The 15494-nt window shown below is 70.9% G+C and carries 13 protein-coding genes; 6 read left to right on the top strand and 7 right to left on the bottom strand.

The window, feature by feature from the left end:
* Positions 1–33 precede the first annotated feature (33 nt).
* From ACFO0B_RS16895 to ACFO0B_RS16880, 4 genes are all read right to left on the bottom strand, one after another.
* Entirely contained in the window at positions 34–1083 is a 1050-nt protein-coding gene (locus ACFO0B_RS16895; protein ID WP_378613419.1) for an alpha/beta hydrolase, read from the bottom strand.
* A 95-nt stretch (positions 1084–1178) separates the two neighbouring features.
* Positions 1179–1943 carry an AIM24 family protein gene (locus tag ACFO0B_RS16890; RefSeq protein ID WP_378613418.1) on the bottom strand — a complete coding sequence of 255 codons (765 nt, stop codon included), beginning with the start codon at positions 1941–1943 and terminating at the stop codon, positions 1179–1181.
* A 3-nt stretch (positions 1944–1946) separates the two neighbouring features.
* The gene (locus ACFO0B_RS16885) at positions 1947–2660 is read right to left on the bottom strand and encodes an AIM24 family protein (protein ID WP_378613417.1); all 714 of its coding nucleotides are present in this window, start codon (positions 2658–2660) and stop codon (positions 1947–1949) included.
* Between the two features lie 11 nt (positions 2661–2671).
* Positions 2672–3295, bottom strand: coding sequence for an AIM24 family protein (locus ACFO0B_RS16880; RefSeq protein ID WP_378613416.1), 624 nt, complete (start codon positions 3293–3295; stop codon positions 2672–2674).
* Between the two features lie 219 nt (positions 3296–3514).
* Here ACFO0B_RS16880 and ACFO0B_RS16875 point away from each other — a divergent pair, with 219 nt between their 5' ends.
* Both ACFO0B_RS16875 and ACFO0B_RS16870 read left to right on the top strand, forming a co-directional pair.
* A complete protein-coding gene (locus ACFO0B_RS16875; RefSeq protein WP_378613415.1) occupies positions 3515–4942 on the top strand; it encodes a TerD family protein in 1428 nt (475 codons plus the stop codon).
* Between the two features lie 14 nt (positions 4943–4956).
* Positions 4957–6519, top strand: a complete 1563-nt coding sequence (locus tag ACFO0B_RS16870; RefSeq protein ID WP_378613414.1) for a TerD family protein — start codon at positions 4957–4959, stop codon at positions 6517–6519.
* 29 nt (positions 6520–6548) lie between these two features.
* Here ACFO0B_RS16870 and ACFO0B_RS16865 read toward each other — a convergent pair whose 3' ends face one another.
* The 3 genes from ACFO0B_RS16865 to ACFO0B_RS16855 all read right to left on the bottom strand — a co-directional run bounded on the left by ACFO0B_RS16865 (position 6549) and on the right by ACFO0B_RS16855 (position 11745).
* The gene (locus ACFO0B_RS16865; protein WP_378613413.1) at positions 6549–8306 is read right to left on the bottom strand and encodes a glycosyltransferase family 87 protein; all 1758 of its coding nucleotides are present in this window, start codon (positions 8304–8306) and stop codon (positions 6549–6551) included.
* 11 nt (positions 8307–8317) lie between these two features.
* A complete protein-coding gene (locus tag ACFO0B_RS16860) occupies positions 8318–10432 on the bottom strand; it encodes a transglycosylase domain-containing protein (RefSeq protein WP_378613833.1) in 2115 nt (704 codons plus the stop codon).
* An 869-nt stretch (positions 10433–11301) separates the two neighbouring features.
* Positions 11302–11745: a DUF5318 domain-containing protein gene (locus ACFO0B_RS16855; protein ID WP_378613412.1), complete on the bottom strand. Its 444-nt coding sequence runs from the start codon at positions 11743–11745 to the stop codon at positions 11302–11304.
* Between the two features lie 138 nt (positions 11746–11883).
* Here ACFO0B_RS16855 and ACFO0B_RS16850 point away from each other — a divergent pair, with 138 nt between their 5' ends.
* From ACFO0B_RS16850 to ACFO0B_RS16835, 4 genes are all read left to right on the top strand, one after another.
* The gene (locus ACFO0B_RS16850; protein WP_378613832.1) at positions 11884–12969 is read left to right on the top strand and encodes a DUF1707 SHOCT-like domain-containing protein; all 1086 of its coding nucleotides are present in this window, start codon (positions 11884–11886) and stop codon (positions 12967–12969) included.
* 14 nt (positions 12970–12983) lie between these two features.
* On the top strand, positions 12984–13775 hold the full coding sequence (locus tag ACFO0B_RS16845) for a DUF1707 SHOCT-like domain-containing protein (protein ID WP_378613411.1): 792 nt from the start codon (positions 12984–12986) through the stop codon (positions 13773–13775).
* Positions 13776–13889: 114 nt separating this feature from the next.
* A complete protein-coding gene (locus ACFO0B_RS16840; protein WP_378613410.1) occupies positions 13890–14447 on the top strand; it encodes a PadR family transcriptional regulator in 558 nt (185 codons plus the stop codon).
* Positions 14440–15494, top strand: a 1055-nt coding sequence (locus tag ACFO0B_RS16835; protein WP_378613409.1) for an inositol-3-phosphate synthase, incomplete at its 3' end; no start/stop codon positions are given. The genes ACFO0B_RS16840 and ACFO0B_RS16835, both read left to right, overlap by 8 nt.

Genomic DNA, 15494 nt, shown 5'->3' with positions numbered 1-15494 from the left:
GCCGCCGGCCTACCCCGCGCCTGGTCCAACCCGTCAGGGCTGGGAGTTCAGGCCCTTCTCGAGGACGGGCCAGGAGGCCTTGAGGTCGTCCTGCCAGTAACCCCAGGAGTGGGTTCCGCTGTCGCGGTAGACGAAGGTGGCGGGGATGCCGAGCTCGCGCAGGCGGTTGTCCAGGTTGTGGGTGGACCAGTTGACGCCCGCCTCGATGACCGCGCCGATGGCGACGGTCTGCGGGGTGTCGGAGGGCTTCTCCAGCCGGAACTTCCCGCCCGGCTCGTCGTAGACGCCGGGGATCCCGGTGCCGGTGGAGACGAACAGGTCGGTGCCGCGCAGCTGCTCGGCATTCACGATGGGATCGTTCGCCTTCCACAGCGGATCGTCCGCCGGGCCCCACATGTTCTCGGCGTCGCCGCCGCCCCAGGTCTCCACGGTGACCTTGACCATGTTCTGGCCGATGGGGTCACTGGTCTGCGCCAGCCCGCTGTAGACGGCCGCGCTGCGATACAGCCCCGGCTTGGCGATGGCCAGGTTCAGCACCGACACCCCGGACATCGAGAGGCCGGCGATAGCGTTCACCTTGTTGGTGCCGAGCACCGCGTCGACGAGTGGCGGCAACTCCTCGCTGATGTAGGTCTTCCACTTGTTCACGCCGAGGACCGGGTCGGTCGACTTCCAGTCGGTGTAGAAGGTCCAAGCGCCGCCGATGATCTGCACCACGTTGACGTTCTTGTCGCCGAGGAACTGCAGCGCGTCGGTCATCCGCTGCCAGGAGGCCGAGTCGACGCCGCCGCCCGCGCCGTTCAGCAGGTAGAGCGAGGGCCGCGGCACCGAGGTGTCGGCCGGCCGAAGCACATCGACGAGCAGGGTCTTGTTCATGGCGGCCGAGTGGATGTGCAGCCGGACGTTGCGCGCGTCCAGCGCCTCCACCTTCTCCACGTAGGAGCCGCCCGGGGCGACCGCCTTCGCGGTCACGACGTTCGGGGCCGGTGCCGGTTCGGCGAGAGCCGGGCTCACCGAGCCGATCAGGCAGGCGGCGAGTACCGCCGCGACCATGGTTCGCCTACCGGCGCGGCGGATCGACATCCTCGTCCTTCGTTCGTCCTGCTACCGCGAGAAAAATCGCGGCCCACCGAATCGATCGGCGGAGCGCGCCCGAATATACCGGCGCGCAGCCGTTCTCAGTACTGTTGCTGCTGTCCGGCCAATTGCTGGGCGATCACGCCCTGCAACCGCTGCAGCCCGCCGACCGTCATCCCGCTCTGCAACTGCCCCTCGATGGTGCGGACCACCTGGGAATCGCTGAGCACCTTCTCGCTCGACTGGATGAGCACGGTTCCGGCGCCGGTGAAGTCGAACTGCCGCTCCTCGCCGGAGCTGACGCCGAACCGCGCCGCGCCCGCCGCCAGGAAGTCGGTGATCCAGCGCTGGTCGTAGTGGTGGCTCGGGGACGGGCAGTCCGCCCAGCCGACCAGGGACTCCGGGTCGACCCGCAGCGGCGGCTCGGCGAACATGACCGGGCCGTTCGATGAGGCGAGGAACTTGCCGGTGCCGATCAGGGTGAGGAAGCCGGGCACGATGGACTGGTTCAGCGAGAGCCCCGGCTCGAAGGCGAGCAGGTTGGCCGCGCGGATGGTGAGGTTGCCCTCGTCCAGGTCGTAGGAGTTGATGTCGTAGCCGCGGTCGCCGATGATCAGCTTCCCGTGGCCATCGGCCACCACGTAGTCGCTGGTGAACAGCGGAGCGGAGAATTGCTGCGACACCATGTGCAGCAACCCACCGTGCAGGCCGTGCGTGAGCACCTGGAAGTTGATCTGCCCGTAGTAGGCGATCATCGCGCCCTTGCGCATGAACCAGGGCTTGTTCAGGTCGATGGAGTACGCGTAGCTGTTTCCCGGGATGTTGTCGCTCTCACCGAGATTCATGGGGTTCAGGATCTGGCTCATGGCTCACAACTTCTCTTCGGAGGCCTGCACGTAGACGATGCCCTGGCCGACGCAGTGCAGCTGCATCGCCTCACCGGCGCCGCGGCCGACCGCGTCCCGCCAGCTCATCGCCGTCTTCAGCTCGGTCTGCACGTTGCCGTACGCGGCGACGAACGCCTGCGGATCGACCACGATCGGGTTCGGTCCGCCCACCTGCAGCTCCAGGAACCCGCCGTGCGCGAGCAGCACCGCCGAGCCCTGGCCGCTGAGCTGGGTGGTGAACATCCCCTGCCCGGTCAGCGCGCCGGAGGCGGCGCCGCGCAGCGCGCCCATGATGCCGCCGCCACCACCGCCGCCACCACTGTTCGAGCTGGCCACCGAGACGACCGAGCTCTGCAGCTGCGCGGAGTTGGCCAGCAGCCGGGAGGCCTCCACCCGGAGCACGGCCCCCTGCTGCATCTGCACCACGTGCACCTCCAGCCCGGCCAGGCCGTAGTGCACCTCGCCGTTGCCCTGGGCCAGCATGGTGCTCTCGTGCTCGCCCGCCATCATCCGGCCGGCCATGCGCATCATGCCGCCGCCCATACCGCCCATCCCGCCGCCGCCCATCCCGGCGATCTGGTGCGGGGCGAACGAGACGTCGCCGGTGTAGAAGAGCATGGCGCCCTTGCGCGCGACCACGCCGCCGGCCATGCCGACGTTCACCTTGACGACCTTGCCGTTGACCTTCTCGAACATGGAAGCGCCCCTTACCGTTCCGCGGGCTGGATCAGTACGACGCCCTGCCCGTCCCAGCGCAGCGAGAACGCCTCGCCCGCGTCCGACCCCATGACCGTGCGCCACGAGACGTCGGTGACGAAGGACTGGTTGAGATTGCCCCGCGCCGCGACGAAGGCATCCGGGTCGACGATCAGCGGGTACTGCAGGCTGACCTCCAGGTGGATCAGCGGGCCGCCCGCGGAGAGCAGCGCGACCTGGCCCTGGCCGGTGACGGTCGTGGTGAAGAGCCCCTGCCCGGCGGAGGCTCCGCCGACGCCGGCGAAGCGGATGTCGGTGCGCAGGTTGCCCGCGAAGGCGAGCAGCTGCTGCGACTCCACCTGCAGCGTCTCGTTGTTGAGGTTCACCACGGTGACGTTCTGCCCGTTCACCGCGAAGAAGACGCGGCCGTTGCCGCCGCACTCCATGAGCGAGAGCTTCTCACCGGTGGCGCGGCGCTTGAGCCCGGCGAGCACGCCGTCGCCGCCGCCGAACCCGGCGGACTTGAACTGCACGTTTCCTTCGTAGGCGATCATCGAGCCGGAGATCGCGCGGACACTGGTGCCGGCGAGGTGGGCTTCGATCACCTTCTTCGACTGCTCGAACAGCTGTGCCATAGGAAGTCGCCTGTGGTCTCGGGGGAACGGCGGAGGGTTCGCGGTGTTCCGTGCGAGCGACACAGTAACCGATCCGGCTGTGGCCTGCGGTCTTCGCGAAGCCCGGTTGTGCACAGGTCCCGATTTGTCCCCAATTGTCCCCGGGGTGTTCACGCCGCCGCGCCCGCGGGCGATTCTCGTAGAGTGGCTTCGAACGCACCGACAAGCGAAGGGTCGAACTTGTCCGCATCACTCGCCAAAGGCCAGAACGGCCCACTGGCAGTCAACGACGTCGTGGTCTCCATCCAGCTCACGGCTCCCGCGGATCTCTCCGCGCTGCTCGTCACCGAACAGGGGAAGGTCCGCACCGACGCCGACTTCGTCTTCTTCAACCAGCCGAGCGGTCCCGGCGTGAACCTGGTGCCGGCGGCCGGGGGGCCGGCGGCGCTCGCCGTCTCGCTCGGGCAGGTGCCGCCGGACATCGCGCAGATCCGCGCGGTGATCACGCTGGAGGATTCGAACAGCAACTTCGGCCAGTTCCCCGCGCCGACCGCGATCGTCTCCGACACGTCGGGGAATCAGCTCTTCGAGTATCGGATCGACGGCCTGGCCAGCGAGTCCATCGTGATCGCGCTGGAGCTGTACCGGCGCCAGGGCGCCTGGAAGGTGCGCGCGGTCGGGCAGGGCTACGCCGGCGGGTTCGCCGCGCTGGTCACCGATCACGGTGTGAGCGTCGACGATTCGCCCGCCCCGCAGACGCAGAGCGCCCCCCCGCCCCCGCCGCCTCCCGCGCCGACCCAGGTCGCGCAGCCGACGCAGGGTGGGTATCCGCCGCCGCAGCAGCAGCAGTTCGCGCCGACCCAGGGCTACCCGCCGCCGCAGCAGCCCGCGCCCGGCGGCTATCCGCCCCCGCCGCAGCAGGGCGGGCCGGGCGGCTATCCGCCCCCGCCGCAGGGCGGCCCGCAGGGCTACCCGCCGCCGCCCCAGCAGGGTGGCTACCCGCAGCAGCAGGGCCACCCCCAGGGCGGCTACCCGCCCGCGGCGCCGCCGCAGCAGCCGCCCGCCGAGGTGAGCCTGAGCAAGGACCGGCCGGTCAGCCTGGAGAAGGGCCAGCGGGTCACGCTGCGGAAGGAGGGCGGCGTCCAGCTGACCTTCGTCAAGATGGGGCTCGGCTGGGATCCGGTGCGCACCCGAGGCATGTTCGGCAGCCGCACCGTCGACATCGACCTCGATGCCTCGGTCACCATGTTCGCCGACACCAACCTGGTCGACGTGGCCTACTACGGGCAGCTCAGCTCGAAGGACGGCTCGGTCAGGCACCAGGGCGACAACCTGACCGGCGAGGGCGAGGGCGACGACGAGGTGATCCTGGTGGATCTCACCCGGGTGCCCGCGCACGTCAACACGCTGCTGTTCATCGTCACCTCCTACAAGGGGCACTCCTTCGAGCAGGTGCAGAACGCGTTCTGCCGTCTCGTCGACGGCAGCAACAACGCCGAGCTCGCCCGTTTCACCCTGGCCGGCGGCATGCCGTTCACCGCGATGGCGATGGCCAAGATCTACCGCGCGGGCAGCGACTGGAAGTTCGTCGCGCTCGGTGAGGGATTCCAGGCCAAGCACCCCGGGGAGGCGGTCCCGCAGCTGGGCCGGTTCCTGGTGAACAGCTGAGCGGAGCGGATGTCGTGATCCAGTTGCAGGCCGGGCAGAACATCCCGCTCACCGGCGGGGGCGTGCGATTCGAGGTGTCCGCCGGTGCGGCGCTGCGGCTCGCGGCCCTGGTGGTGGCGGACAACCTGCGGGTCACCGGCCCGGAGGATCACGTGTCCGCCGAGCGTCCGGCCGCGCCGGGCGTCGCGCTCACCGGCAGCGCCGTCGTCGTCGACCCGCCTGCCGTTCGGGCCGACGCGCAAGCGGTGCTGCTCGTCGCGGCGGCCGACCCGGCGCTGCCGCTGCCGCCGGGCGGGCTCGGCGCGGTCGACGCCGTGCTCACCGGGGCGGACGGGGTGGGGATCGCGCGGTTCACCGTCACCCCGTCGGCGGGGGAGACGGCGCTCATCTGCTTCGAGGTGTACCGGCGCGGGAACGGGTGGAAGCTGCGCGCGGTCGGGCAGGGGTACGCGGGTGGGATGGGTGCGTTGCTGCCCGCGCACGGGATCGCCGCGCCGCCGGTCGGTGGGGCGCCGGTTTCCGCCGGTGCGCCTGCCCTGTCCGGCGCGGGCGATCGGCCCGGTGCGGCCGGTGCGCCGCTCGAGGTGGCGCACGGTCTCGAGCGGATCTGGATGATCTTCGAGGATGCGGCGCGTTCCGCGGCGGCGCTCATCGCTGCCCGCGAGTACGCCGACAAGCGATTGGATCACGAGCTCTCCGCCGCTGTCTCCGATCCGGCTACCCGGAACACCCCTGCCGCTGAGCAGGCGCGGCAGCTCGCGCAGCGGCGCTACGACGAGTTGATCGGGATTGCCGAGGGGAATCACCGCAGGGACAGTGAGCAGTTGCTGCGGGAGCTCGCCGAGGCGGATCGGTTGTTGCCGCCCGCGCTCGCTTCCTGGGAGGCGCCTGCGTGGGATCGTCCGCCCGCGGCGTCGGACGGGATTCGGCTCGGGGAGTTGTACGCGATCGAGCGCGGATCGCTGCGGGTGCCGTATTGCGTCCCGGTGCCGTTGAATCGGCCGCTCTGGATCGATACCGAGTCCAGTGCGGCTGTCGCGCCGGTGGTGGGGGCCTTGCTCGCGCGGTTGATCTCGGCGGCTCCGGAGCGGCGGACGATCGTCGATCTCATCGACTTGAGTCAGGGGTTCCGGAGTCTCACGCCGTTGCTCGCGCCGGTGTTGGAGGGGGCGCCGATCAGTGACCACACCGACATTTCCGGGCGGTTGCAGGAGTTGGTCGAGGCTGTCGAGTTGGCCGAGCTGGCGCTGAGTGGTGGTGCGGGGGTGCCGCCGGGGGAGCATCGGATTCTGGTGGCTGCCGATTTCCCGCACGGGTACCAAGGGATCGATGTGCAGCGGTTGTCGACGCTGGTGCTGCGTGGGGGGCTGATCGGGTTGTCCGTGGTGTTCGTCGGGGCGAACGAGTCGAACTCGACGGAGAGTGCGTTGGCCGCGTTGTCGCAGTCCTGTCGGCATCTGCCGACCATCGCCGGGACGCCGTTGTTCGATCCGTGGACGGGGTCGGCTTGGGAGTTGGCGCTGGATCTGCTGCCGCAGGAGCCGGGGCGGCAGGCTCGGTATTTGCGGAGCGTGTAGGGGTAGGGGGTGGGTCGGAGGGAGTGGGGTCAGCGGGAGCTTTGTTTCGGCCGGAGGGGTTCTGGGAGCCAGGGGAGTAGGGGGTCGGGGGCTCGGTCCAGGACGCCGCCGAGGGGGTCGTCGGCGTAGTCGCGGCGGACGGGGTCTTCGGCGGGGCGGTAGATCTGGCGGATCACGAGGGCGCAGAGGGCCAGAACCGCCAGGTCCCGGAGCAGGACTGTGGCGGTGAACCACTGTTCGGGGAGGCCTTTGCGGTCGGTTCCCAGGTAGTAGTACATGCGGGGGACCCAGACCAGGGCGTCGATGGTCATCCAGGCCAGGAGGATGCGGCGGTGGGGGAGGGCCAGCACGGCCAGGGGGACCAGCCAGAGTGAGTACTGGGGGCTCCACACCTTGTTGGTCAGCAGGAACGCCGCGATCAGGAGGAAGCAGAGCTGGGCGACGCGGGGGCGGTGGGGGGCCTTGAGGGCGAGGTAGGCGATCGCCAGGCAGGCGAGCGCGAACGCGGCCAGGGAGACCATGTTCAGCACGCCGGGGGCCTCGCCGTGCACCAGCCTTCCGTCGAAGCCGGTCCAGCCGGTGAACGAGGTGATCACGTTGTAGATCGAGTCGGGGTCGGCGTGCCTGGTGGTGTTCAGGCGGAAGAACTCGCGCCAGCCCTGGGGGTAGAGCAGGGCGATCGGCAGGTTCACCAGGCCCCAGGTGAGCAGGGCCGCGGCCACGGTGGCGCCGGCGGCGCCGAGCGGGCGGGCGCTGAGCACCTCGAGGCGCCGACGCCGCCCTTCCCACCAGTCGAGGAAGGTGTCCAGGTCGCGGATCGAGCTCAGCGGGGGGCCGGTGCGGGCGCCGGGGGCGCGGTGCAGCGGGTCGGCGCGCAGGCACAGGACCACCAGCGGGCCGAGCAGCAGCAGCGGATACAGCTTGGCGGCGCCGCCGAGGCCGAGCAGCACTCCGGCCAGCACCGGTCGGCGCCGGGCCCAGGCCAGCAGGCCGGTGGCGGCGAAGGCGGTGGCGATGGCGTCGAAATTGGTGAAGGCGTGCACGATCACCAGCGGCGAGCAGACCAGCAGCGCGACGTCCCACGGCCGCCGGCCGGCGGAGCGGGTGGTCGCCCACACGGTGACCAGCCAGGCCAGCGCCAGCCCGATCGCCACCACGTTGAAGTAGATGACGACCTGCAGCGCCCCCGCCCCCGGCAGCGGCAGCATGTCGTAGGTCTTCGCGATCCGCATGGCCAGGTACTGGTAGAGCCCGGAGAGCACCGGATACTCCATGTACCTGACCTCGGTGCCGCCCTCGGAGGTCTGCTCGATCCAGTACTTCTTGTACGGGAAGGCGCCCTCGTTCAGCCGCTCCGCGCCGTACAGCGGCACGGTGTCGGAGTAGCACATGGCCACGTACTGGCGGCCGTTGTTCCAGTCCAGCGAGAGCTGGCCGTTGCCGTCCGAGGTCTGCTGGATGCAGGCCGCCTTCGTGGACCAGCCGAGCGCGAGGAAGAGCACCGCGAAGGCGAGCAGCACGCGCAGCGGCGTCCAGTACCTGGCCCGGCCGATCAGCGCGTGATCGCCGACCGGGCCGCCGACCGCGGTGCTGAGCTGCGCGGCGAGCGAATCGTTCCGGCTCGGCTTGTCCCGCCCGTCCGCCGACCGCAGATCCGGCGCGAGCGGCGCGGGGGAGATGTAGCCGGCCCCCGAGTGGTACACCGCGTCCGGGCCGGTGCCGGGCGAATCGGCGGCCGGCACACTACCGCCGGCCGCTCGATCGTCGGCCACCTGCTGCTCGGTCACGAAATCCGAGGCTACCGGGAGCCGTTCGGCCTGCCGCCCTCCGAGTCCTCGTTGCCGCCGGCACCGGGGGCGCCGGTCGCCGTCGGCTGGCCGGGCAGCGGCCCGGCGTCCGGCTGGGTCTGCTGCTGCGGCCGCTGCTGCTGGGTCTGCGGCGCGATGCCGGGCACCGGGATGGTGATGCCGGGCAGGATCTCCACCTGCGACGGGGTGATCACCACCGGCGGCAGCGGCTCCGCCTCGGTGCTGGACGGCGGGGTGTAGGGGGCGGTCCACTCGGGCACGCCCGCCTGGCCCTTGATCGGCGCCGGCTTCGGGAAGGTCTCGTTCGACGTGCCCTTGAGCGCGCCGTCCATGGTCAGCTTCCAGATGTCCGACGGCAGGCTGGAGCCGTAGATCATGGCGCCGCCGTAGTTGCGCAGCGCCGAGTTGTCGGTGCTGCCCACCCAGACCGCGGTGGCGAGCGACGGGGTGTACCCGACCATCCAGGTGTCCTTGTTCTCGCCGGTGTCGCCGAGCTGGGCGGTACCGGTCTTGGCCGCGGACTCCCTGCCGCCGGCCAGGCCGTGGTTGCGTGAGTAGCCGGCGATCGGCTTCATCGCCGCGGTGACATTGTCCGCCACCGCCGCCGAGACCCGCTGCTCACCGGGGACGTCGCCGCGGTCGAGCAGCGTGGTGCCGTCGGCGGCGACCACCCGGGAGACGAAGTGCGGCGCATGGTACATCCCGGAGGCGGCGAAGGTCGCGTACACCGACGCCATGTCAAGCACCCGTGCCTGGTACTGGCCGAGCACGATGCCGTTGTTCGGGCCGGTGCCGTCCGGCTCGGTCAGCGTCTTGCCGACGCCGGGCAGCGACTCCGGGATGCCGAGCTTGTGCCCCATGTCGGCGATCTTCTGCGGGCCGTTCTGCATGTCCAGCTGCATCCGGTAGAAGCTGGTGTTCAGCGAGCGCTTGAGCGCCTCGGCGATGGTGCAGGTGCCGCACTGCTCGCCCTCGACGTTCGTGATCTTGATGCCGTTCACCGTCACCGGCGAGCTGTCGTACATCTGCGAGAGCGGAATGCCCTGCTCCAGGTTCGCGGCGAGGCCGATCGGCTTGAACGACGAGCCGACCTGCAGCCCGGCGTTGGCGAAGTCGTAGCCCTGGCCGTCCTCGCCGCCGTAGTAGGCGCGGACCGCGCCGGAGCGCGGGTCGATCGAGACGACCGCCGTGCGCAGCTGCTCCGGCTCACCCTCCATCTTGGTGCGCGCGGCGTTCACCGCCGCCTCCTGCATCTGCGGGTCGATGGTGGTGGTGATCTGCAGGCCGTCGGTGTTGAGCTGCTGCTCGCTGATGCCAGCGGCGGAGAGCTCGCGCAGCACCTGGGTCTTGATCAGCCCCTCCGGGCCCTGGTCCAGGTCGTTGTCCTGCAGCGAGGCCAGCGGAATCACCGGCGGGTACTGCATGGACTGACGCTCGGCCGCCGGCAGGTTGCCGCCCGCGGCCATGCCGTCGAGCACGTAGCCCCAGCGGGTCTTGGCGCCCTCGGGATTCTTCTCCGGGTCGAGCGCGGACGGCAGCTGGATGGTGGCGGCGAGCACCGCGCCCTCGGAGACCGTCAGCTCCTGCACCGGCTTGCCGAAGTACGCCTTGGCGGCGGCGTCGATGCCGTAGGCGCCGCGGCCGAAGTAGATGGTGTTCAGGTAGGCGGCGAGGATCTGCTCCTTGCTCCACTGGCGCGCCATCTTGGCCGAGATCACCAGCTCGCGCATCTTGCGGGTGAGCGACCGCTCGTCACCGACCATGGCGTTCTTCACGTACTGCTGGGTGATGGTCGAGCCACCGCCCGCGCTCTCCTTGCCGAGCAGGTTGTCCCTGGCGGCGCGGGCGAAGCCGGAGAGCGAGAAGCCCGGGTTGGAGTAGTAGTCCCGGTCCTCGGCCGCGATCACCGCGTTGCGCACGTGCGGCGGGATCTGGTCGATGCCGACCTCGGTGCGGTTGCCCTCCGGCGGGATCACCTTGCTGAGCACGGTGGTGCCGTCCGAGCCGAAGATGGTGGCCACCTGGTTGGTCTCCAGGTCACCCGGCTTCGGCACCGAGACCGTGCTGTAGGCGACCAGGAACACCGCGCTCGGCACCACGATCATCAGCGCGATCAGCACGTAGAGGGTGCGGCGCAGGATCTTCCACGGGAACTTCCGCTTCCGCTGCCCGTCACCGCGGCCGCCGCCCCTGCCGCCGCCGTCGCGCCGGTTCGGCGGGCCGGGCGGGCCGCCCTGCCTGCTGCGCTCGCCGGTGGCGGTGCCGTCGCGGCGGACCGCGGCGCGGCCGCCGGTGCCCGCGGGGGCCGCGCGCCGCGCGGCCTCGCCGGTCACCGGCCGCCGGACGGCGTCGCTCGCGCCGGGGCGGGTGCGCTCGGCGCTGCCCGCGCGCTGCGCGGGCTCACCGGGGCGCGCGATGCGCTGGGTGCGGTTGGCCGGCTCGCCCGGGCCGGGGATCGGCCCGGACGGTATGCCGTCGCGGCGCGGCGGGCGCCCCTGGTTCTGTGCGGGAGGTCTCGGGCCACCGGGGGCGGGCCGTCCGTTCGGCGGTGGGCCGCCGGGGACGGGGCGTCCGTTCGGCGGTGGGCCGCCGGGGACGGGGCGTCCGTTCGGCGGTGGGCCGCCCTGGTACGGCCCGGCCGGGCGGCCGGGCGGCGGACCCTGCCGCTGCGGCGGGCGCTGGCCGGGCGCGCCCTGGCGCGGCGGCATCGGCCTGCCGTCCTGCGGCATCGGGCGACCGGTGCCGGGCGGCGGGCCGCCGGGGCGCTGCGGCTGCGGCCTGGACTGGAAATCTTGCTGTGCACCGCGCTGCGTACGGCCGCCGTGCGGTTCTTCGCCGTAGGGGGAACGCTCGTAGGGCGAATTCACTGACAAAATCTCCGTTGCTCGTCTCTGTGCACGCTCATGGCGTCGGGTTCACCGCTCGGCGGTGTCACGGCTCCTCCGCTGCCTGCGCGGCAGAGCCGGTGCGCGGCTCATTCGGCCGCGCTGCGCCGGCCGGAGCCGGGCCGGTTCGCACGGTTCCCGCCCGTGCCGGAGCGGCCGCGCCGCGGCGCCGGGTCGGTGCCGAGGACGTACGACTGCACCAGGTGGTTCCAGTGGCACGAGCGGCAGACCTCGACCACGTGCACCGAGAACTCCTCCTTGGTGTCGGCCAGCCTGGCCAGCTCCTCCGGCGTTCTGGCCGACCCCGCGGTCTGCCCGAGCCCGTCACCGTAGACCCAGGATACGAGCGTCAGCTGCTCTTTCCGGCAGATGGGGCAGGTGACCTCGCTCCCCCGGCCGTGGAACTTCGCGGCCCGCAGCAGGTAAGGATTGGCGTCGCAGACCTCGGCGACGGCGACCCGCCCCGCGTAGACGTCGGCGAGCAGCGACTTACGCCGGAGGGCGTAGTCGACCACCTGCCGCTGGATTCGCACGCCACCCAGAGTAGCGGGGCGGGGAAGCCCCCGCCCCGGCGCGGGCGGGGTGCCCCTGGCGGCAATCCACCGCCAACAGGCGCGTTTCCGGCGGCGGCATTCTAGGATTCTGCTGTGTCAACCGCCGCATCCGGCCGCATGCGAGCGCGTGACCTCGATCGCGTGAACGCATCCGGGCTCCTGGATGCCGCCTACGCGGAGGGGCAGCTCGGCGGCGACGAGTACCACGATCGCACCGCGCAGGTCGCCGCCGCGAAAACCATCGGTGAGCTGCGCGCGCTGGTCGACGATCTGCAGCTGCCCGCGGCCAGGGTCAGGGCGGCCACCGATGGGGTGCGGGCGAGCACCGGGTGGCGCCCGCTGCAGGGCGGCGCCGGCTATTACCCCGGCCACACCCGCGCGCGCAACGACGACCGCGAGCGCACCCGCGCCGTGCTCGACACCGCGCACGGCGAGGGCCAGCTCGCCGATGCCGAGCACGCCGAGCGGATCGAGCTGCTCGCCGCGGCCCGCTCGCTGGACGACCTCGCCGAACTCGTCGCCGACCTGCAGCGGGTCACCGGCACCGGCCCGGCGCCCCGGCAGCCGCCGAGCTACCGGGGCAGGTTGCGGATCGCGCTGGTGACCGTGCTCGCGCTGGCCGCCGCCACCGGCGGGTTCCTGGTGACGCACCGCGACGAGGCCGCGCCGCCGCCGGTCTCGCACCCCGGGGTCGCCGAACTCGGCGCGGTCGAGCCCGTCGTGATCGCGACGCCTTCGCTCGTCACCGAGGAGGGGCTGACCGAGTTCCTGCGCCGGTACCGGGAGAAGTTCGGTGACCTGCGGGCCGACGAGATCGACCTGTTCCCCGAGCACGCGAGCATCGCGCGCGCCCTCCCCGGGCAGCCGAATCGCCTGGTGCACTACACCTATCGCGGCGGCTTCGAGCAGGACCGGGATGTCACCACGCGCAAGGTGGAGACCCCCGTTGTCGATCTCGGCGACCTGGACCTGAAGGGCATCGGCGCCGCGCTGGCCGCCGCCCCCGGCGCCGCCAACGTGCGCGACGGCGCGGTCTCGCACCTGAGCGTCGGGCCGGTCAACACCGACTCCTACGCCAGGTACGGCCTGCCGCACGGCGTGGCCGCGGTCGATCTCTCGGTGAGCAACGAGTTCTCCGAGTCCGGCCGGTTGCTGCTCGATCCGGCGGGGCGGGTCGCCAACGTCTGGCCCTTCAAGAATTGAACAGGAGCGAGCGGATGGCGCAGCGAACCGAGGGCGTACGGGCGCGGGACCGCGACCGGGTGGATGCCTGCTCGGTGCTGGACGCCGCGCTGGCCGACGGCCAGCTCAGCGCCGCCGAGCACGCCGCACGGACCGCGACGGCCATGCGCGCGAAATCCTTCGACCAGCTGGACGCGCTGGTCGCCGATCTGCAGATCCCAGCGAACCTGGTGGACGCCCCGATCGTCCGGGTCGACCGGCGCACCCCGCGCCGCTGGCAGGCGCCGGTCGCGGTGCTCGCCGGTGCGGCCGCGCTCGGTCTGCTGGCGGGGTTGCTGAGCAGCTGCGGCGGGCCGGGCGGCCCGGCGGAGCAGGTGCCGCTCCTCACCAGCGGGCCGGGCATCGGCTACTTCCTCGCCGAGTACCGCGCCGAGTTCGGCGAGACCGTCGCCGACGAGGTCACCTTCTACCCGGAGTACGTGCTGGTGGACCGGGCGCTGCCGGGCAACCCGCAGAGCACCGCCGACTACCACTACGACGGCGGCTTCGACCGGTACACCGCCGGCAACGGCCGCAAACCGGACGAGCCGACCCTCGACCTCGCGGAGCTGGACGTGCCGCGGCTCGCCGGGCTGCTCCTGGGTGCGCCGCGAACGGTCGGCCTGCCCGACGGCACGATCAGCCACATCATCGTGGAGCGCGAGGCCGGGGCGCGCAGCGAGGCCGCCCCGATCGCCCGCATCTACGTGCGCGCCGCGGACAACCGCGTCGGCTACCTGGAGACCACGCTCGGCGGCGAACCGCTGACGATCAATAAACCCTCCTGAACTGCGGAGACACCGTTATCGCCAGGCTCATGCATGCGATGTTATATCGGCCCGATATAGTGGGAAGTCGCATCCATCGGTTAGATCTGTCGACAAGTCAGGGGGTGAGGTCCGATGCTCGAGCTGGCAATCCTCGGGCTGCTCCTGGACGCACCCATGCACGGCTACGAGCTGCGCAAGCGGCTGACCGGCCTGCTCGGGCCGTTCCGCGCGTTCTCCTACGGGTCGCTGTACCCGACCCTGCGCCGTATGCAGACGGACGGGTTGATCGCGGAGGAGAGCGTCACCGGCGCGACGATGCGGCGGGCGCGGCGCGTCTACCACCTGACTCCGGACGGGCGGGAACGGTTCACCGAACTGCTCGCCGACACGGGGCCGCAGAACTACACCGATGACGGCTTCGGCGTGCACCTCGCCTTCTTCAGCCGCACCCCCGCCGCGGCGCGGATGCGGATTCTGGAGGGCAGGCGACGCCAGGTCGAGGAGCGCCGAGAAGGACTCCGGGAGGCCATCAAGAAGGCGAGTGGCTCGCTCGATCGCTACACCCGGCAGCTCCATCAGCTCGGACTGGAATCGAGCGAGCGCGAAGTGCGCTGGCTCAACGAGTTGATTGCCGCAGAGCAATCGACGAAGGCGGCACCACAGAAAGAGGGAAATATCGGCCATGAGTGACATCGACAAGGCTGACAACGCCACCGAAGTACGCGTCGCCATCGTAGGGGTGGGCAACTGCGCCTCGTCGCTGGTCCAGGGCGTGCGGTACTACCAGGACGCGGACGAGAACTCGACCGTGCCCGGGCTGATGCACGTCAGGTTCGGTCCCTACCACGTGCGCGACGTCAAGTTCGTCGCCGCGTTCGACGTGGATGCGAAGAAGGTCGGGTTCGACCTGGCCGAGGCGATCTTCGCCAGCGAGAACAACACCATCAAGATCTCCGACGTGCCGCCCACCGACATCACGGTGCAGCGCGGCCCGACCCTGGACGGCATCGGCAAGTACTACGCCGAGACCATCGAGCTCTCCGAGAGCGAGCCGGTGGACGTCGTCAAGGTGCTGAAGGACTCGAAGGCCGACGTGCTCGTCTCCTACCTGCCGGTGGGTTCGGAGGAGGCGGACAAGTTCTACGCGCAGTGCGCGATCGACGCGGGCGTCGCCTTCGTCAACGCGCTGCCGGTGTTCATCGCCTCCGACCCGGTGTGGGCGCAGAAGTTCGTCGACGCCGGCGTCCCGATCGTCGGTGACGACATCAAGAGCCAGGTCGGCGCCACCATCACGCACCGGGTCATGGCGAAGCTCTTCGAGGATCGCGGCGTGCAGCTCGACCGCACCATGCAGCTGAACGTCGGCGGCAACATGGACTTCAAGAACATGCTGGAGCGGGAGCGGCTGGAGTCGAAGAAGATCTCCAAGACCCAGGCCGTCACCAGCAACCTGAAGAAGGAGCTCGGCGCCAACGACGTGCACATCGGCCCGTCCGACCACGTCGGCTGGCTCGACGACCGCAAGTGGGCCTACGTCCGCCTGGAGGGTCGCGCCTTCGGCGACGTCCCGCTGAACCTCGAGTACAAGCTCGAGGTCTGGGACTCCCCGAACTCGGCGGGCATCATCATCGACGCCGTCCGCGCCGCCAAGATCGCGAAGGACCGCGGCATCGGCGGCCCGGTCATCCCGGCCAGCGCCTACCTCATGAAGTCGCCCCCGAAGCAGCTCGCGGACGA

Source organism: Nocardia jiangsuensis (assembly GCF_042650385.1).
GTDB classification, from domain to species: Bacteria; Actinomycetota; Actinomycetes; order Mycobacteriales; family Mycobacteriaceae; genus Nocardia; species Nocardia jiangsuensis.
Note: the sequence above shows the minus strand (reverse complement) of the source record. Positions and strands in the feature narration are given on the sequence as shown.